Origin of the sequence: Streptomyces sp. NPDC058671, from assembly GCF_042716475.1 — a bacterium.
In the GTDB taxonomy this organism is placed as follows: domain Bacteria; phylum Actinomycetota; class Actinomycetes; order Streptomycetales; family Streptomycetaceae; genus Streptomyces.
This window is the reverse complement of record NZ_JBHXSA010000019.1, coordinates 26,530-44,559: the sequence shown is the minus strand read 5'-3', so window position 1 is coordinate 44,559 and position 18,030 is coordinate 26,530. Positions and strand designations below refer to the sequence as shown.

At 72.3% G+C, this 18,030-nt stretch carries 14 protein-coding genes, 3 tRNA genes and 3 pseudogenes; 6 read left to right on the top strand and 14 right to left on the bottom strand.

From position 1 onward, the window contains the following. Positions 1-28: 28 nt before the first annotated feature. From ACFWV2_RS23175 to ACFWV2_RS23165, 3 genes and pseudogenes are all read right to left on the bottom strand, one after another. Positions 29-322: a hypothetical protein gene (locus ACFWV2_RS23175; protein ID WP_384407214.1), complete on the bottom strand. Its 294-nt coding sequence runs from the start codon at positions 320-322 to the stop codon at positions 29-31. A gap of 509 nt (positions 323-831) precedes the next feature. After that, entirely contained in the window at positions 832-1,092 is a 261-nt protein-coding gene (locus tag ACFWV2_RS23170) for a hypothetical protein (RefSeq protein WP_384407212.1), read from the bottom strand. 189 nt (positions 1,093-1,281) lie between these two features. Beyond that, positions 1,282-1,383, bottom strand: a pseudogene (locus ACFWV2_RS23165) (GntR family transcriptional regulator); the annotation flags it as partial. Between the two features lie 50 nt (positions 1,384-1,433). Between ACFWV2_RS23165 and ACFWV2_RS23160 the strand changes: the two are divergent. Continuing rightward, positions 1,434-1,934: pseudogene (locus tag ACFWV2_RS23160) on the top strand (site-specific integrase); the annotation flags it as partial. 77 nt (positions 1,935-2,011) lie between these two features. Here ACFWV2_RS23160 and ACFWV2_RS23155 read toward each other — a convergent pair. Continuing rightward, positions 2,012-2,084, bottom strand: a tRNA-Arg gene (locus ACFWV2_RS23155). Positions 2,085-2,367: 283 nt separating this feature from the next. Continuing rightward, positions 2,368-2,458 (bottom strand) — tRNA-Ser (locus ACFWV2_RS23150). A gap of 282 nt (positions 2,459-2,740) precedes the next feature. Here ACFWV2_RS23150 and ACFWV2_RS23145 point away from each other — a divergent pair. Beyond that, positions 2,741-3,205 (top strand): SSI family serine proteinase inhibitor, encoded by a 465-nt coding sequence (locus ACFWV2_RS23145; protein WP_384407210.1) that lies wholly within the window; start codon positions 2,741-2,743, stop codon positions 3,203-3,205. A gap of 149 nt (positions 3,206-3,354) precedes the next feature. Further along, a complete protein-coding gene (locus tag ACFWV2_RS23140; protein WP_384407208.1) occupies positions 3,355-7,170 on the top strand; it encodes a PAS domain-containing protein in 3,816 nt (1,271 codons plus the stop codon). 61 nt (positions 7,171-7,231) lie between these two features. Here ACFWV2_RS23140 and ACFWV2_RS23135 read toward each other — a convergent pair whose 3' ends face one another. From ACFWV2_RS23135 to ACFWV2_RS23105, 7 genes are all read right to left on the bottom strand, one after another. Continuing rightward, on the bottom strand, positions 7,232-8,884 hold the full coding sequence (locus ACFWV2_RS23135) for a long-chain fatty acid--CoA ligase (protein WP_384407206.1): 1,653 nt from the start codon (positions 8,882-8,884) through the stop codon (positions 7,232-7,234). Positions 8,885-9,020: 136 nt separating this feature from the next. After that, a complete protein-coding gene (locus ACFWV2_RS23130) occupies positions 9,021-9,566 on the bottom strand; it encodes a SigE family RNA polymerase sigma factor (RefSeq protein ID WP_360787925.1) in 546 nt (181 codons plus the stop codon). 438 nt (positions 9,567-10,004) lie between these two features. Next, the gene (locus ACFWV2_RS23125; RefSeq protein WP_384407203.1) at positions 10,005-10,526 is read right to left on the bottom strand and encodes an O-acetyl-ADP-ribose deacetylase; all 522 of its coding nucleotides are present in this window, start codon (positions 10,524-10,526) and stop codon (positions 10,005-10,007) included. Positions 10,527-10,641: 115 nt separating this feature from the next. After that, positions 10,642-10,866 (bottom strand): antitoxin, encoded by a 225-nt coding sequence (locus ACFWV2_RS23120; RefSeq protein ID WP_384407201.1) that lies wholly within the window; start codon positions 10,864-10,866, stop codon positions 10,642-10,644. A gap of 177 nt (positions 10,867-11,043) precedes the next feature. Then, complete coding sequence (locus tag ACFWV2_RS23115; RefSeq protein WP_384407199.1) at positions 11,044-11,349, bottom strand: hypothetical protein; 306 nt, start codon at positions 11,347-11,349, stop codon at positions 11,044-11,046. 181 nt (positions 11,350-11,530) lie between these two features. Further along, positions 11,531-11,615 (bottom strand) — tRNA-Ser (locus tag ACFWV2_RS23110). A 48-nt stretch (positions 11,616-11,663) separates the two neighbouring features. Beyond that, the gene (locus tag ACFWV2_RS23105; protein WP_384407197.1) at positions 11,664-13,142 is read right to left on the bottom strand and encodes a S1C family serine protease; all 1,479 of its coding nucleotides are present in this window, start codon (positions 13,140-13,142) and stop codon (positions 11,664-11,666) included. Positions 13,143-13,344: 202 nt separating this feature from the next. Here ACFWV2_RS23105 and ACFWV2_RS23100 point away from each other — a divergent pair, with 202 nt between their 5' ends. The 3 genes and pseudogenes from ACFWV2_RS23100 to ACFWV2_RS23090 all read left to right on the top strand — a co-directional run bounded on the left by ACFWV2_RS23100 (position 13,345) and on the right by ACFWV2_RS23090 (position 16,026). After that, the gene (locus ACFWV2_RS23100; RefSeq protein WP_384407195.1) at positions 13,345-14,166 is read left to right on the top strand and encodes a glycerophosphodiester phosphodiesterase; all 822 of its coding nucleotides are present in this window, start codon (positions 13,345-13,347) and stop codon (positions 14,164-14,166) included. A 141-nt stretch (positions 14,167-14,307) separates the two neighbouring features. Further along, a pseudogene (locus tag ACFWV2_RS23095) lies at positions 14,308-14,894 on the top strand (ATP-binding protein). A gap of 154 nt (positions 14,895-15,048) precedes the next feature. Next, a complete protein-coding gene (locus tag ACFWV2_RS23090) occupies positions 15,049-16,026 on the top strand; it encodes a DUF5926 family protein (RefSeq protein ID WP_360787942.1) in 978 nt (325 codons plus the stop codon). A gap of 220 nt (positions 16,027-16,246) precedes the next feature. Here the strand turns inward: ACFWV2_RS23090 and ACFWV2_RS23085 are convergent, their stop codons facing one another. Both ACFWV2_RS23085 and ACFWV2_RS23080 read right to left on the bottom strand, forming a co-directional pair. Continuing rightward, on the bottom strand, positions 16,247-16,888 hold the full coding sequence (locus tag ACFWV2_RS23085) for a hypothetical protein (protein WP_384407192.1): 642 nt from the start codon (positions 16,886-16,888) through the stop codon (positions 16,247-16,249). Positions 16,889-17,055: 167 nt separating this feature from the next. Continuing rightward, positions 17,056-17,736, bottom strand: coding sequence for a bifunctional DNA primase/polymerase (locus tag ACFWV2_RS23080; RefSeq protein ID WP_384407190.1), 681 nt, complete (start codon positions 17,734-17,736; stop codon positions 17,056-17,058). Between the last annotated feature and the right edge of the window lie 294 nt (positions 17,737-18,030).

Sequence of the window (18,030 nt, the reverse complement as noted above, 5' to 3'; positions counted from 1 at the left end):
CTCCACCGTGGGCCCAGTCGGCCCACGGTCAGGCGCGGCCGTGGCCGGGTGCCGTGAGATCCACCCATATCCCCGGCTCGCGGTGCCACGTACGCACTTCGCCTACGACGAGGTCGACAATTCCGCCTACAGGCGGCAGCTCCTGGACGAATCGCTGCACTCCGGGCTCGCTGCCACGGCGCATGATGTCGAGTGACGCGCCCACGGCTTCGTACTCGTTGAGCTCTGCCGTCAGCCCCCACGGCTGGTGACCAGTGATCGTGGCTTGAACTGTCTCGCCTTCACGGAGTTCGCTGAGGGGACGCCGCGCTGGATCTGCCATGGCGCCATCATGCCCTCAACCGACCACTCACCCCGAGAACGACCTGGACCCCCGACGCCGAGGCGGGCGAGAAGGCGGCGCGGACCGTGACCGCAACCGTCCGATGCGATGGGCGGTACCGCCACCGTCCGATCGTGATCGGCACGGTTGCCGTACCTCGCCGCCGTACCGCCCGGAAACGCAAGAGGCCCCGGACTCTCGTCCGGGGCCTCTTGATCCATGTGCACTCGGCAGGATTCGAACCTGCAACCTTCTGATCCGTAGCTCTAGCCGGATCGTTCAGCGCGGCCATACCGGCCGCTCTGAGGCCCCGGGGGGACAGTACCGGACGAGGTTGGTTGCTGGGGTTGCGGTACCGCGCTGCTGTACCGCACGACGGTCACCAGTCACGGCAGCGGTCCGCGATCTCCGGCAACTCGATTCCCCGCCTCGCCGCCATAGCGGCCACGTCCGCGCCGCCCTGCCCTGTAGAGGCGGCACCTTCTCGATCAAACTTGCAGATCACGCTGTCATTCGAGCATGGCGATGGTGAGGCCGGGGAGCACGAGCGACGGCGAGCAGACAAAGATGATGCCGCCCGTGAGCCGAAAGAACCAGGGGCCGAGGCGCGATGGCTCCGCAAGCCTCATGTTCAGCGTCCGTGCTCCGGTCACAGCTCTGACGGCGTTGCGCCGCGCGACTGCTTTGTCCACCGTGCCGCGCACGTTGAAGAGGAGCATCGCCCCCCACGCCATTCCCGCCAGTCCCAGTACGAACAGCGTGATACCCACAACCACAGCCGAACCCCTCCCTTGAGCACCCGCCGTGACCAGCGGTCGTCCGAGGATGATGCCAGCCAGCCCGTGGGCGAGTACGGGCGGTTCCTGGTCAGAACCCCAGTCCCCCGGGTGATGTCAAGACGCACTGTGACGTCCAAGGCTGCGCTCCAACCCGCGGCGCAGTGGCGGTGTGTCCGGCGACTACGAGTTGATGGGGACCTCATAGACGATCTCGCAGAGGGCGGCGGGAACGACAATGTCCGCTGTCTCCACGGGCCGCCCCTGATCGCTGTAGTACGTCCGGCTCTACATCGCCCCGCACCTCGGTACGAAGCGGCTCGACAAGCTGACCGTGGCAGTCGGTCGTCGACTTCGAAGCGGGCGAGCTGTACGTGGATCATCAGATCCAGCGCGCCGGGCGCCAGCTCCTCCACCGGGAGACCAAGACCGAGGAGTCGGACGACTTCCTGCCGCTTCCCGTCGTTTGCCTCAAGGCTCTCCGGATGCGCCGCGCTCAGCAGACCGGGGACCGTAAGGCGGCCGGCGAGCTGTGGCAGGACGGCCGCGGGCTCGTCTTCACCACCAAGTACGGCACCCCGAACGAGCCGGGGAACCTCACCCGGATGTTCGCCCTGCGGGCCCGTCGCGCCGGCGTGCGCGTGATCCCGCTCCGCAACACCTGGCACACGTGCAGTTCGCTCCTGGTCGCCCTCAAGGTCCACCCGAAGGTGGCGCAGAGGATCCTGCGGCACTCGCAGATCGCCATGACGATGGAGGTCTACGCCGAAGCGAGCGAGGAGCAGGTGCGCGCCGCGATCGGCAAGCTGTCCGACGCCATGGGGGGTGACGGCTGACCCGGTTGCTGTACTTCGCTGCTGTACGACCCCAACGCAAGAGGCCCCGGACTCTCGTCCGGGGCCTCTCACCTGTGTGCACTCGGCAGGATTCGAACCTGCAACCTTCTGATCCGTAGTCAGATGCTCTATCCGTTAAGCTACGAGTGCTTGTTCTGTTGTTTCTTGTCTTCGCTCCCCGGCCTTTCGGCCCGCTCGCGGCGACAGGAAGAACATTACATGACTGCCGCCGCCATGTGAAATCCATTGGCCACACCCCTTGCGACCTGCGAAAACGCTGTCCCGGGGTGCACCGGGGAGTCAGCGTCCCGACCGCCGTCGCAGGGGGCGCGCGGGCGGGAACGGGCCGAAAGAGACCGGGGTCACAGATGCCGCCGGGGTGTGGTCGGGAACGGCCGAAGCCCCGGCCTGGGGGCCGGGGCTTCGGTAGGGGCGGAGGCGGAGGGATTTGAACCCTCGATGGGCTTTAAGACCCAAACCGCATTAGCAGTGCGGCGCCATAGACCGGACTAGGCGACGCCTCCATGCACCCCGCGCATACGCGAGTGGTGCGTGCAGATGATGACACAGGCGAACCGGCTGTCACCAATCGATTCTCACCGTACTAGCCCTCCGGGGTCGAGGGCAAAGCCCCACGGCGGCCTCCACGCCCCCCGGACGCCCCTCGGATGTCCCTCGTAAGCCCGTCGGATGTCCCCCGGAATAGTCCCTCGGAAGGCCCTCGGCGGGGCCGTCCCACCCGCCCGGCGCATCCCGGTTGCGCAACGCCTCGGCGCCCGGAGCGTTAGAGGGGGCGGGGCACGCGTGTGCGCGCCCGTGCCCGCCGTACACCCTCGCTCCTGGAGATCCCCATGCTGCGCCTCGCCCTCGCGACCCTCGCCACCACCGCCGCCGGCGCCGCCGGACTCGGCCCGCTGCCGCTGCCGCTGCTCACGCCGCCCGACACGCTGACCGTGACGGTCGCCGAGAGCGGCCACCGGGAAGCCGACGGCACCTTCGAGCTGACGTGCGACGACAAGCCGGGCGGGAACCACCCGGCCCGCGCGAAGGCCTGCGCGCGGCTCGACCAGCTCGCCGACGCGGGCGGGGACCCGTTCCTGCCGGTCCCCGAGGACCAGGTCTGTACGCAGATCTACGGCGGGTCCGCCGTCGCGCACATCACCGGCACCTGGCAGGGCCGCACGGTCGACGCCCGCTTCTCCCGCGCCGACGGCTGCGAGATCGACCGCTGGGAGAACCTGGAGCCGGTCCTTCCCCTCGTCAGGGGGTGAGTCGGGGCACGGGGCAGGGCATGAGGAAGGGGGCACCCCCGGAGGCTCCCTTAGACTCCCTTCAGTGACAGGCTGCGGCCCGAGGGGCAAGATGGGGCCGGCCGGCCGATAGGCAAGCGCGTGCAGTGCGTCAGGGAGGAAGCGTCGTCGTGAGCAGCAGGCCATCCCGAGGCGCTGCTCGCCTCGCAGCCATACTCGACGCCCTCCCCGACGGCCTCGTGCTCGTCAACTGCAACGGCACGGTCGTCAACGCCAACACCATCGCCCTCGGCATGTTCGAGACGCCGGGCACCGCCCTCGTCGGGCGCGGTCTGCTGGACCTCCTGCCGCACTTCGACTCACGGCTCATCCCCGGTTCCATGCGCCGTCCCGAGGGCACCGACGAGCGGGGCCGTACCAAGCCGACCCGGATGATCGCCCGCCGCACGGACGGCGGCGAGTTCCCCGTCGAGGTGACCAGCGCCAGCCTGGAGGACGGCCGCGAGGCCTACGACTCGTACAGCGGCTACACCGGCGACGAGCTGCTCATGCTGGTCGTACGGGACCTCACCGGCACTCTCGACACCGAGGCCGAACTCGCCCGCTCGCAGCGGCAGACCGAGATGATCCTGCGCGCCGTGGCCGAGGGAGTCGTCGGTACGGACACCGACGGCCGGATCGTCCTCGTCAACCCCGCCGCCGCGCAGATCCTCGGCTACCGCGCCGGCGAGCTCGGCGGTCAGGAGCTGCACCCGCTGATCCTCGCCAAGCGCGCCGACGGCGAGCCGTTTCCGTACGAGGGGTCGCCGCTCGCCGACACCCTCAAGTCGGGCCGCAAGCACCGGGTGCGCGGGCAGGTCCTGTGGTCGAAGAAGGGCGAGCGGGTGCCCGTCGACCTGACGACCGCTCCGGTACGCGACGGCGACCAGCTCGTCGGCGCCGTCATGACCTTCACCGACCGCAGGCCGTACGAGCAGCTCGCCGAGGAGCACGCCGCCGAACTCGCCGACCGCGCCGAGCGGAACGCGGCGGAACGGGAGGCGCAGCAGGAGCGGTACGCCGCGCTCGCCGCCCGGCACGAGCAGCTCACGGCCGTCCTCGCCGAGTCGCTGCGCGGCCCCCTGGAGGAGCTGCGCACCCAGTTGGGCGCCCTCGCCGCCGACGACGCGGGGCAGCTGTGGCCCGAGGCCAACCAGGTCCTGCACCACCTGACCGCCGGGTACGCCCGGATGACGGCGCTCGTCGACAACGTCCTCGGCTACCAGCGCCTGGACTCCGGCGCGGAGCGGCTCGACAAGCGGGTCGCGCTCCTCGACACGGTCGTGACGGCCGGCATCGACCGGGCCGTCGAGCTGATCGGGCCGGGCCGTGCGCAGTTCGCCGTGCACGCGCCGCCCATCGAGGCCGAGGTCGACGCGGCCCGGCTCGCGACGGCGCTCGCGCACCTCGTCGCGGACGTCGCCGGTGTCGACGCGACCGGCAAGAACCGTGCCGCCGTCCCCGGTGCCGCGCCCGCCGACTCCACGATCGTCGTCGCCGCCGCCCAGCGCGGTGATGTCGTACGGATCGAGGTCCGCGGCCCGTACGCGGGCGGCGACCCGGTCCACGGGCCCGTCGTGCGCGGGATCGTGGCGGCGCACGCCGGTGTCGTGCAGACCCATGAGGTGCCCGGGACGAGCGGCGGCGCGTACGTCCTCGAAGTGCCGCTCGGCAGCGGGAGGGGCACCGTCCCCGCGGCGCCGAGGGCCACCGCGCAGGCCGGTGGTGGCCGCGAGGCCCTCGCGCTGCCCGTTCAGGCCGGCGCTCCCTACACGCCTCCTCCGGCCGCGGACTCCCCCGAGACCTCCGGTGGAGGGCGGCGGCGGGCCCGGCGCGGCTCCACGGACGCCTTCCTGGAGAGCGCGGTCGGCCCCGCCGGCGGTACGGAGCCCAGCGGGCGCCGCCGTGCCCGTACGGGAGGGGCCTCCGGCCCCGCCGAGCTGATCCCGGCCCAGCAGAACGCGGCCGTCGACTCCGCCCCCGTCCCGTCCGCGGGCCCTGCCGCGCCCGCCTCTGCCGACGCGTCCACCGGCGCGTCCGGTGCCTCCGGCGGGATTGGCGGGCCCGGTGGGTCCGCCGGCTCCGGTGTCGAGCCCACCGGGCGTCGACGGGGTCGGCCCGCCGAGGGTTCCGTGGTGACCGCCGCCGAAGGGGCGCAGGGGCGGGCCGCGCTCGGCGCCGCCGTGCCGCCGCAGGGTGTCGCCGTCGAGCCCTCGGGCGCTCCCGCCCTGGCCCGTGCCCTTCCGGCCGTCGCCTCCGGTTCCGGTTCCGGTTCCGGTTCCGGTTCCGGTGAGGGTGGGCCTGAGGGGCAGCCCAGTGGGCGTCGTCGCCGGGCGTTGGCCGCCGCTCAGGAGCGGGCGGCCGCGGCCGAGGCCGGTCCCCGGACACCGTTCGCGCTGCCGCCCGCCGACGCCGACCGCCCGGAGCCGGGCGCCGGGCCGCTGCCGGGTCCCGGGCCCCTGCCGGTCTCCGACGCGGGGCAGCACGAGGCCGTACGGGGTGTCCCGGACGCCGCTCACACGCCTCCGCAGCCCCATCCGCACACGCAGCCGCCGGGGCGCGCCCCCCAGGGTCACGTCCCGCCGGTCGTCCCCCCGGCCATGCCGCCGGCCGAACCGACCGGGCGTCGGCGGGCCGTCGCGCCGCCGCGGCCGGAGCCGGAACCGCTCTCGCAGCCGCAGGCCGCGCCGCGTAACCGCACGGGTTCCGCTACCGGTACCGGTTCCGTTCCGCTCCCGCCCGAGTTGCCCATGCCCAAGGACGCCAGCCACGGGCGGGCGTTCAGCGTCCGCACCCTCGGGCAGGGCGTCCCCTTCGTCCCCCCGGCCGCCGCGGCCCCTCCCGCGCCCCCGGCCCCGGCAGCCCCCGTGGCACCGGCCGCCCCTGCGGCACCCCCGGCTCCCGCGGCGCCCGGCGCGCCCTCCAACGGTTCCGGGCGGCGGCGCAGGCTCGCCACCCCGCCGGAGGTCGACCCCCCGGCGCCCACGCCCCCCGTACCGGCTGCGGGCGAGGCCAGGCCGCACCCGCAGACGGAACCGTCCGCTCCGGCCCCCACGCACCCCGAGCCCGCGCTCGGCCTCGTCCCCGCCGCCCCCGAGGGCCGCGCGTACGCCATAGGAGCGCCCGCCGCCGGTTCCGCCGAGGGGCCCGAGCCGCTCGACGGCCCCGGCGGAGCCTTCGAGGTCGCCAACCGGCCGGCCCCGCGCCCGGTCGACGACGAACTGCCGCCCGAGCCCCTCGACAACCCGCGCCGGCTGCTCGTCTGGCCCGCGCCCGACGTCTCGACCCAGCAGGCGCTGAGCGACCGGGGCTACCGGCCGGTGATCGTGCACTCCCGTGAGGAGGTCGACGCCCAGATCGCCGCCTTCCCGGCCGCGCTCTTCGTCGACCCGCTGACCGGGCCCATCACCCGTACCGCGCTCCAGTCGCTGCGACAGGCCGCCGTCGCCGCCGAGGTGCCCGTCCTGCTCGCGGCCGGGCTCGGACAGGCGACCCGCGAGGCCGCGTACGGCGCCGATCCGGCCGTACTCCTCAAGGCGCTCGCGCCGCGCGACAGCGAGCAGCACCCGTCCCGGGTCCTGCTGATCGAGGAGCACGAGGACATCGCGGAGGCGCTCGCCACGGCTCTGGAGCGGCGCGGGATGCAGGTCGCGCGGGCGGCCACGGACACGGAGGCGGTCGCGCTGGCCACGCAGACGCGGCCGAACCTGGTGGTCATGGACCTGATGCAGGTGCGCCGCCGCCGGGCCGGGATCATCGACTGGCTGCGGGCGAACGGGCAGCTCAACCGCACCCCGCTCGTCGTCTACACCTCGGCCGACCTCGACGAGGAGGAGCTGCCGAAGCTGTCCTCCGGCGAGACGGTCCTCTTCCTCGCCGAGCGCTCGAACAGCGCCGAGGTCCAGGCCCGGATCGTCGACCTGCTCGCGAAGATCGGCACCAACTAGCCCCGGAGGGCCGGTTGATGCCGATCGGTCGCGGCCGGGGCGCCATCACCCCGTCACGTCTCTACAGTTGCGTCACGTCCAGCGTGCCCTCCGCGTACTGCCTGCGGATGACCTTCTTGTCGAACTTGCCCACGCTCGTCTTCGGCACCGCCGGCACGATCGCCCAGCGCTCCGGCAGCTGCCACTTGGCGATGCCGCCCTCGTCGGCGAGGAAGGCCCGCAGCATCTCGTAGTCCGCCGACGCCCCCTCCTTGAGCACCACGGTCGCCAGCGGCCGCTCGCCCCACCTGTCGTCCGGCACGGCGACGACGGCGGCCTCGGCGACCGCCGGGTGGGCCATGAGCGCGTTCTCCAGCTCGACGCTGGAGATCCACTCGCCGCCCGACTTGATGACGTCCTTGGCGCGGTCGGTGAGGGTGAGGAAGCCGTCGGGGCTGATCACGCCGACGTCGCCGGTCTTGAGCCAGCCGTCCTCGCTGAACTTGTCGGCAGGCCGGATCACCTCGCCGTCGACGCCGCCGAAGTACGACCCGGCGATCCAGGTGCCGCGCACCTCCAGCTCGCCGGCCGACTCGCCGTCCCAGGGCAGGTGGTCGCCGCCGGGGCCGACCAGACGCGCCTCGACGCCGGCCGGGAAGCGGCCCTGCGTGATCCGGTACGGCCACTCCTCCTCGGGGGTCAGACCGGTCGGCGGGTGGGCCATCGTGCCCAGCGGCGAGGTCTCGGTCATGCCCCAGGCGTGGCAGAGGCGGACACCGAGTTTGTCGTACGCCTCCATCAGGGAGGGCGGACAGGCCGCGCCGCCGATGGTGACCTGGGTCATGGAGGAGAGGTCGCGGGGGTTCGCGGTGACCTCGGCCAGCAGGCCCTGCCAGATGGTGGGGACGGCGGCCGCGTGGCTCGGCCGCTCGCGCTCGATCATGTCGGCGAGCGGGGCGGGCTGGAGGAAACGGTCCGGCATGAGCATGTTGATGCCGGTCATGAAGGTGGCGTGCGGCAGACCCCAGGCGTTGACGTGGAACTGCGGCACGACGATCAGGGTCGTGTCCTTGTCGGTGAGGGCCATCGACTCGGCCATGTTCACCTGCATGGAGTGCAGGTAGATCGAGCGGTGGGAGTAGACGACGCCCTTCGGGTCACCGGTGGTGCCGGAGGTGTAGCACATGGCGGCGGCCGAACGCTCGTCCAGCTTGGGCCAGTCGTACGTGGTCGGGCGGCCGGCGATCAGCTCCTCGTAGTCGTGGACGCGCGGCGCCACGCCGTCCAGGACGGAACGGTCCCCGGGGCCCGCGACCACGATGTGCTCGATCGTCGGCAGGTGCGGGAGCAGCGGGGCGAGGAGCGGGAGCAGGGAGCCGTTGACGAGGACGACCCGGTCGGCGGCGTGGTTGACGATCCACACCAGCTGCTCGGGGGGCAGGCGGAGGTTGAGGGTGTGCAGGACCGCGCCCATGGAGGGAATCGCGAAGTACGCCTCGACGTGCTCCGAGTTGTTCCACATGAGGGTGGCGATCCGCTGGTCGCCGGTGACCCCGAGTTCGTCGCGCAGGGCGTTGGCCAGCTGGTGCGCGCGCGCCCCGGCCTCCGCGAAGGTGCGGCGCTGCGGCTCGGGCTCGCCCGTCCAGGTGGTGATGGTGGACTTTCCGTGAATCGTCATCCCGTGCTTGAGGATGCGGCTCACGGTCAGCTGTACGTCCTGCATGGTGCTGTACACGGGGCGTCCTCCCGGTGGGCGCTACGTGGCAGAAAGGGTGGGGAGATTCTGCGCACATACCAAGCGGTATGTCACTACCCGGGAGTACGAAAATTGCCAGTGATGACTGGCGGGACCCGATCGGCGGCGCCGGTCCCTACCGTACGGGTGTCAGTTCCGGGTCCTCGCGGAGCTTGCCGAGCGCCCTGGACACCGCGCTCTTCACCGTGCCGACCGACACCCCGAGGACCTCGGCCGTCTGCGCCTCGCTGAGGTCCTCGTAGTACCGGAGGACCACCATCTGACGCTGCCGCTCCGGCAGCTTCATCACCGCACGCCACATCGCGTCGTGCAGCACCTGCCGCTCGGCCGGGTCCGGCACCGGGAGGCCCACGGGCTCGGGCAGCTCCTCGCAGGCGAACTCGTCGACCTTGCGCTTGCGCCACTGGGACGTGCGGGTGTTCAGCAGCGCGCGGCGGACGTAACCGTCCAGGGCCCGGTGGTCCTCGATGCGCTCCCAGGCGACGAAGGTCTTGGCCAGCGCGGTCTGCAGCAGGTCCTCGGCGTCGCAGGGGTTGGCGGTCAGGGAACGCGCGGTGCGCAGGAGCACGGGTCCACGCGCCCGTACGTACGAGGAGAAGGTCGGGTACGACGCGTACTGCGAGGCACCGGCACAGACGGGGCCAGAGGGTGGCGGAGTCATGGCTCCACGCTAGGAGGGGAGCGGTGTCCGGGGGATCGGCCCCAGGTCCCGACCCGCAGTCCGCCTCAGGTTGTAGGGGTGGGGACCGCTCCACCTCCTCTGGGTGGAGACCCTGGGGGACCACCTCAGGGTCATGGGTGAGCGAGAAGGGCCCCGCCCCCGGGGCAGGGCGACGAGGGCGACGGGCCCACCTTCTCCGTCGGCCGCGCCCGGGATCAGCCCCCGAGGTGGGGCCCCCCGTAACGGCGTTCCGGACTCTCGTGCACCACGGCCGTTTCCAGAACAGTTGGCCGGCCGCCCCGGTGTGTTCGTACTCGACGTCGCGAGTCCGGAGTTGCCCCCGCATGACACCGCATGCAACAAGCAGAAAAGGCGAAGAGTTCGATCCTCAAAGGCACGGGAGCCCGGAGCGACCAGAGCGCGCGGAATCCCGGGCCCCTACGGGATCTCCTGACCCACAGCCGCCTCGAAGGCCGCGTACGCGTGCGCGTCGAAGAGCACGAACCGCACTTCCTCCACCTCGGTACGGGCCGCCCGTACCGTCTCGACGGCGATCCGGGCGCCGTCCTCCATCGGCCAGCCGTAGATCCCGGTGGAGATGGCGGGGAACGCGACCGTGCGGTCCCCCAGTTCGTCGGCCACCCGCAGCGATTCGCGGTAACAGGAGGCCAGCGAGTCCGATCGGTCCACCTCCCGCGACCAGACGGGTCCGACCGTGTGGATCACGTGGCGGGCCGGGAGCCGCCCCGCCGTGGTGGCCACGGCGCGCCCGGTCGGCAGCCCCTTGCCGTAGTGCGAGCGGCGCAGGTCCTGGCAGGCGGCGAGGATCTCCGGGCCGCCCTTCCGGTGGATGGCCCCGTCGACTCCGCCGCCGCCCAGGAGCGAGGAGTTCGCGGCGTTGACGATCGCGTCCGCCGGCTCGGCGGTGATGTCCCCCTGCACGAGCACGATCCGCACCACGACAGAACCCTTTCTCCGGTGACCCTCACGACGAGGCCATGAAACCCGATCAACCCGAAGGGGCGCCCCGTAAGTGTCTCCGGGGCGCCCCTGACGGGCGATGCGCGCCTCCGCGCTACTGCTGCGGCGGGGGCGGGGGCGGCGAGTTCGGCGGTGGGGCGTCCGGCCCCTGGCCCGTGCCGCCCATCTGCTGCCTGAGCTTCTCCTGGGCGGTGTCGACGTGACCGCTGTACTTGCCCTGGGTCCGGCCGTCGACGTAGTCACCCGCCTTGTCGACCCCCTTGGAGGCCTGATCCTCGTGGCCCTTCAGCATCCCCTTGAGCTTGTCGAACACAGACATCTGGCCCTCCTAGCCGCTGTTTCAGCCCCTCCAGCATCGCGGCATCACCCGAGTCCCGCATCCGCTGAGCACCCCGCCCCTGCCCCCGACGCCGTACGACCGACTGGCACAGGACACGCAAAGCGAGCGGCCCCCGACCGAATCACCTGGTCAGGGGCCGTTCCACTGCGGTGGGTCCTACCCCTGAATCGGCAGCTCCGGATGCGTGAACACGAAGAGCATGTACGCGACGGCCGCTGCCGTACCCACCGACGAGAGCGCCAAGCCGGTCAGGGGCTGCGCACGGCTGACGCCCTGGCGTGAGGCGGCGCGGTGTTCGAGGGCACCCAGGACGAGGCCTGTGAGGCCGAGCGGCAGGGCCAGAACCCAGACGAGCATCCAGAACGGGCAGCAGAACCAGAACGCAACGGAAGCGGCCCCGAAAACGACGGAACGGCTCATCCTCCCGGATATGTCGCCGGTCGGATCATCAGTGGGGGTCATCCCCCGATCAAAGCAGCAGGGTAGACAGGCTCAGCAGCCGCCCTGACCCTCAACGTGCCCCTCGCGTGCCCGATCAGCCGGGAGCCACGGGAAAACATCGAACTGTCACATCGAGCTGTGACGCTGTACGGACATGCGAACGGCCCCCGACCGAATCACCTGGTCAGGGGCCGTTCCACTGCGGTGGGTGTGGGATTTGAACCCACGGTGACTCGCGCCACGACGGTTTTCAAGACCGTTCCCTTAGGCCGCTCGGGCAACCCACCCCGCGCCGTCGGTGTGTCCACGGACGGCGCGGGGGACAGCCTAGCCGGTCAGTTGTCGCCGGTGCGTTCGCCGAGGGTGACCGTGGTCGTGGAGGTCTTCCCGTCGCGTTCGTAGGTGATCTTGACGGAGTCGCCCGGCTCGTGGGTCCAGATCTCGCTGATCAGGGTCGGGCCGCTGTCGATCTGGCGGTCGCCGAAGCCCGTGATCACGTCGCCCGCCTTCAGGCCCGCCTTCGCCGCGGGGCCGTCGGGGACGACCGAGGGGGTGCCGCCCGAGCCCTGGGAGGCGATCGTGGCGCCCTCGCCCCTCTCGTTCATGTTCACCGTCGCGCCGATCACCGGGTAGACCGGCTTGCCGGTCTTGATCAGCTGCTGGGCCACGTTCTTCGCCTGGTTCACCGGGATCGCGAAGCCCAGGCCGATCGAGCCCGCCTGGGACTGGCCGAAGCCGCTGCCCGTGGACTGGATGGCCGAGTTGATGCCGATCACCGCGCCGCTCGCGTCCAGGAGCGGGCCGCCGGAGTTGCCCGGGTTGATCGACGCGTCCGTCTGCAGCGCGCTCATGTACGAGTTGCCGCCGCCGGAGCCGTCGCCCGAGGCGACCGGACGGTTCTTGGCGCTGATGATGCCCGTCGTCACGGTGTTGGACAGACCGAACGGCGCTCCGATCGCGATCGTCGAGTCACCGACGGCCACCTTGTCCGAGTCGCCGAGCGGCAGCGGCTTCAGCCCCTTCGGCGCGTTCGTGAGCTTCAGTACGGCCACGTCGTAGCCCTCGGCCCGGCCGACGACCTCCGCGTCGTACGCCTTGCCGTCAGGGAACGTCACGGAGAGCGTGCCGCCCTCCGCCGCCGACGCCACCACGTGGTTGTTGGTGACGATGTGACCCTCCTGGTCGTACACGAAGCCCGTGCCCGTACCGCCCTCGCCCTCACCCTGCGCGGCGCCGGACTTCGCCTGGATCGTCACGACGCTCGGCAGTGCCTGCGCCGCGACCGCCGCGACCGTGCCGGGTTCCCGCTTGAAGGCCGCCGGGGCCTCGCCCGAGGACACCGTCGTCGAGCTGACGCCGTCGTCACCTCGCTCGGCGGCCCAGTAGCCGACACCGCCGCCGATGCCGCCCGCGAGCAGCGCCGCCGCGAGGACGGCCGCCACGAGCCCGCCGGTCCGCTTGCGCGGGGAGCCGGGGGCCGGGGTCGCCGACGCCGACGGGGGCGGGGCGCCCCAGGCCGGCACGGTCGGCGGAGGCGGCGGCCAGCCCCCCGCCGCGGCGTGAGTGGGGGCCGGGGCGTGGGCAGGGGCGGCGGCGGGAGCCGGGGTCGCCCCCGTGGCCTCCGGGCCGTGGGCCGACGGAGGGGCGGCCACCGGCGGGGGCGGCGGCGTCGGGGTCTGCGGCGTCGGCTGGACAGGCGTCGTCGCCTGGACCGGCGTCGTCCGCTGGTCCGGCGTCGTGGAGGGAGGTGTCGGCGGGGCGGACGGGGCAGCCGGGTCCGCCGGAACCGCCGTGCCCTCGTTCTCGGTGCTCACAGCTCGCTCTCCTCGTTGACTGCGCGGGGTGGTGGTGCCTACGGGGTCACCTACGGGATCCAGGGTGTTGCACCAGCTTTTCCCACCGGGCGTCAGGGCACTGTAAGGCGGAGCTGTGCGTTCGCACCTCCTCCTTTATATACGGGCAGAACGGACGCCTTCCGGTGCGCCCCCGTCGCCCCGCCAATGGCACCATGACGCCGTGACTCACGCACGGCAGCACCCGAACCGCGTCCCCCTCCAGGTCGTCGCCCACCGTGGAGCCTCCGAGGACGCACCGGAACACACCCTGGCCGCCTATGTGAAGGCCATCGAGGACGGGGCGGACGCCCTGGAGTGCGACGTCCGGCTCACCGCCGACGGTCATCTCGTCTGCGTCCACGACCGGCGCGTCGACCGCACGTCGAACGGCCGTGGTGCCGTCTCCGCCCTCGAACTCGCCGATCTCGCCGCCCTCGACTTCGGCGTCTGGAAGGGCCGTGAGGACTCCGGCGAGAGCCCCGACCGGCGCGCCCCCGGGTCCACCTCCGTCCTCACGCTGGAGCGCCTCCTGGAGCTGGTGTCCGACGCGGGGCGCCGGGTCGAGCTGGCCATCGAGACCAAGCACCCCACCCGCTGGGCCGGCCAGGTCGAGGAACGGCTCCTCCAGCTCCTCAAGCGTTTCGACCTCCACGCGCCCGCGTCCCCCGACGAATCCCCCGTACGCGTCATGAGCTTCTCTGCCCGTTCCCTCCAGCGGATCGCCGTCGCCGCGCCCACGCTCCCCACCGTCTCCCTGGCCCAGTTCGTCTCTCCGCGCATGCGTGACGGACGACTTCCCACGGGCGCGCTCATCGCCGGCCCTTCGATCCGGATCGTCCGGCACCATCCCGCCGTGATCCTTCGGCTCCGGAAGGCCGGGCACCAGGTCCACGTCTGGACGGTGGACGAGGCCGAGGACGTCGAGCTCTGCGAGCGCCTCGGGGTGGACGCGATCATCACGAACCGTCCGAAGCAGGTGCTCTCCCAACTGGGCCGCGACTGACCCGCGCCCCCGCCCTTCACCGCCCCGACGGCCTCTCTTCTCCCTTGCGTCACAAGGGTTTACGAAGGGTTTACGGGTCGCGCAGGGCGTGCACCGGCGCGTTCGGTACCTACGCGATCGTCACGAGTGCCTCATCGAACGATGATTGGCCGGTTTCCGGTCCAGGCCATTGGGGCATCCACACCGTGCGTGGGGCAAAGGAGGTCTCGGGGGTGGCGTTGGTGGTGGCACAAGAGGTGCCCACGTCGTCGAGCATGGCCGTACCTCATGGCCCGGCGGGCGTGGGTGAGGCGAGACACCGGATGCGGGACGAGCTGTACCGCAGCGGGGTGTCCGATTCGGTCGTCGACGACGCGGTGCTGATCCTTTCCGAACTGCTCAGCAATGCCTGCCGGTACGGCAGGCCGCTGGGGCGGGCGGATCGCGGCGACGGAGATGTGCGGGCGGCCTGGCGGGTGGACTCCGCGGGCGGCCTGCGGGTCGAGGTGACGGACGGCGGTGGTCCGACCAGGCCCGTTCCGTCGACGCCCTCGGTCACCGCACGGGGAGGCCGCGGGCTGAACATCATCAGCGCGTTGGCCCAGGACTGGGGCGTGCGGGACAGCGCGACCGGCGAGGTCACGGTCTGGGTGGTGGTCACCGAGGGACACCGCCGTGAGGACTTCGCGGCCCGGGTCGGCGGCGGCTCGCGCTTCGACATCCTGGACGCGTACGACGATCTCGACTGACACGCGCGTTGTGCGGGGGCGGCGGGCGTACGCGTCCCCCGCCGCGGCCCCGGCGGGGGCAGCGCGCCCCGCCTGAGGGGTGTGGGTGCCCGGTGCGGCTAGGCTCGCGCCCGGAACAAGCACCGCACCGCCGCGATCGGGAGAAAGCCACACCATGGCCAAGAAGCGCCCCCAGACGAAGGCCGGCAAGACCGGCCAGGCACAGGTCACGAGCGGGGAGATCCCGGTCGTCGGCGCCCGCGAGCCGTGCCCGTGCGGTTCGGGCCGCCGCTACAAGGCGTGTCACGGCCGGGCCGCCGCGCACGCCGTGACCGAGCTCGTCCAGCGTCCCTTCGAGGGGCTGCCCGGCGAGTGCGACTGGGTCGCGCTGCGCGAGCTGGTGCCCGCCGCCACCGTGCCGCTCACCCTGAAGGGCGGGCTCCCGGAGGGCGTGCCGTCCGTGACCCTCGCGACCGTGCTGCCGATGGCGTGGCCGGCGCTGCGCCGCGACGACGGCTCCGTCCTGCTCGCCCTGCAGAACGACTCCACCTCCGGCGACCTGGCCCGCGACCTCGCCGACACGCTCCAGCGTGCCCTGGAGACCGAGCCGGGCACCCCCGTCCCGCCGCGCCGGGTGCCCGCCGAAGGCCCGCGTCTGCAGGACCTGCTGGACGCGGACGCCGCCTTCGCGCCCGAGGTCCACTCGGGCTTCGAGTTCTGGATCCCGCAGTCCGCCGACGGCGCCGACCCGGAGGTCGCCGCCTCCCTGGAGCGGGCCAACGCGGCCGCGATCCCGACCGTCAAGCTGACGAGCGTGGACTCCGCGTACTGGTGCGAGACGCCGGACAAGAACCACCTGCGCTGGGTCATGCCGTACCCGGAGGAGAAGCTCCTCGACGCGCTCGCCCGTCTCCAGGCCGGTGACGGCACCTCCATCGGTGCGGACACCCGGCTCGTCGGTTCGTTCCGCGCCCACGGTCTGATGGTGCCGGTCTGGGACCTGCCGACGTCGATGACCGCCGAGGAGTGCGAGAAGCCTGCCGCCGAGTTCGCCGAGCGGCTGGCCGGGGCGCTCGCCTCGGACGCCCCGCTCACCGCAGAGGAGCGGCGGGCGCGCGGGGGCCTCACGAACCGTCAGGTGACTCTCAGCTGATCCCCCGCCCGGTATCGGTGACCGACAGACCGACCGGTCGGTGACTTCCGCCACAACCCGGTCGGCGGACGGGTAAATCCCTGTCCGAATAACCGAGATCGAATTTGCGAACAGCAGATCTCTTGTTACCGTTCTGGAAGCCCGGTCGCTGGTGCATCCCCCGTCGCCAGCGATCGGGCCTTTCCATGTCCGCTTCCGGCAGGGTCCGGGGCGTCGACTTTCAACTTCCTTCCCGATCCGCCGTGTTGTTGCCTGCCCGCAGCAGCAGCGGAGTGCTGTCACCCTCGCCCGTGCCCGCGAATTCCGCGACCGCCGTATACGCCGTGGCCTCGCCCTTACCGCGCTCCCCGGGCGTTTCACAGGTCCCCGGTTCGTCCTGTGCGGGGACCCGGCAGCGGACCTGCACGGTCCGTCCGCCGGGGGCCATCAGGGTCAGAAACGCGTCGAGTTCCTGGCCGGTGGCGTTCCGGTAGTACGTACGCGCCCAGGTGTCGGGTCCCTCGGCCAGTACGCAGGTCTGCGCCTCGACGCCGTCGGGAGAGGCGAGTTCCGGCCCACACCGCGAGACCCGCTCCGGGGACGCCGGGGCGGAGGAGGCGGGAGGGGTGGAAGGAGCGGGGGGAGCAGCAGGGGAAGCAGGACCCGGGGCGCTCGGGGCGGCGCCGGCCGGCGGCGACGCCGGTGTGCGGGATCCGAGGCCGAGGCCCGGCAGCAGGCCCCCCACCTTCGCGTCAGCCGTGTCGGCAGGTCGTACGGGATCGCCCGCCGGCCCCGTCGGTCCCGCCGTCGCGACGAGCGGCAGCAGGACGGCGACCGTGACGGCGGCCCCGAGTCCGATCACGCGGAGGTTCACCGGACTCATGCGTCCCACCTGCTCCTGCTCGGCTGGAGATCTCGAACGGTGGGGTGAACATAGCGGCGGCCGGCGCCTCTCCGGCCGGCCGCACGCGCGTTTCCCGGAGAAGTGGGGCCGGGACGCACCCCTTCGGGTGAACGACCGTGCCCCGGAACCCGGGCCCCGGTCCCCCGTCAGTACGCGAGTCGGCTTCCGCCGTCCGGGGCGCTGGTGCTGGCCTCCACCAGGGCGTCGACCACCGCCTCCACGTCGGGAAGCCACGGCCGGGCCGAGCCCGCGAGCGGCGCCCGTTCCCACTGGACCTGTCCGGTCCCGGCGACCGAGGGGGGCAGGAGTAGATAGCCGCCCTCTCCATGGAACCGCAGCGAACTCGGCACGCTGTCCTTCGCGTACAGCAGCTCGCCGAGCCGTTCGAGGCCGTACGGGGCGACGAGGATCGACCACCGCGTCGGGGTCGCCACCACCGGGCCGAGCCGCATGCCCGACGCGTCGAGCGCGGCGAGCGCCCGTGCGCCCGCCGCCGCGGGCAGGCTGACCGCGCAGGGCGCGCTGCCGCCCGTGGCGAGGACCACCGGGGCGTCCGGGCGCCGGGTCCACCACCAGCGGATCATCCGCTCGTCCGTGGTGGCCGCGAGCAGTCCCGGGTCGAAGGGGTGGGCGCCGGGCACCACGCAGTCGGGGTCGGGGCAGGAGCAGGCGGCGGCCCCCGTGCCCGTACGGTTCGTCGCTCTCAGACCTGCTCCCGGCAGGACGGGCCAGTTCCATCGGGCGAAGGTGACCGCCGCGTCACGCCGGGCGGTCCTCGCCTTCCGTCGGAACCGGAACATGCGTCGCCTTCCGAGGATCTCGCGCATGAGCGCTCGTTCCTTTCCGTTGAACGCCGAATCCACATCACACCATGTGCAGGACTTTTCACCGTGCGTATCAGCGCGTACCGCTCCGGCGGGGTGACGGCCACCCGTGGGGGTGGAGCCAGGTCAGAACGAGATGGAGCCGGGTCGGAGCCAGGGCGGTCAGAACACGTTCCCCGCCACTCGATGACGGGCTGCGGCCTGTGGCATGAGAGACGCCGGGGACCCACGTCCCGTTCCGGGGCAGTTCCAACTGCCCCTGCCTGTCACCGATTACGTACCCAGCACGCTCGGAAT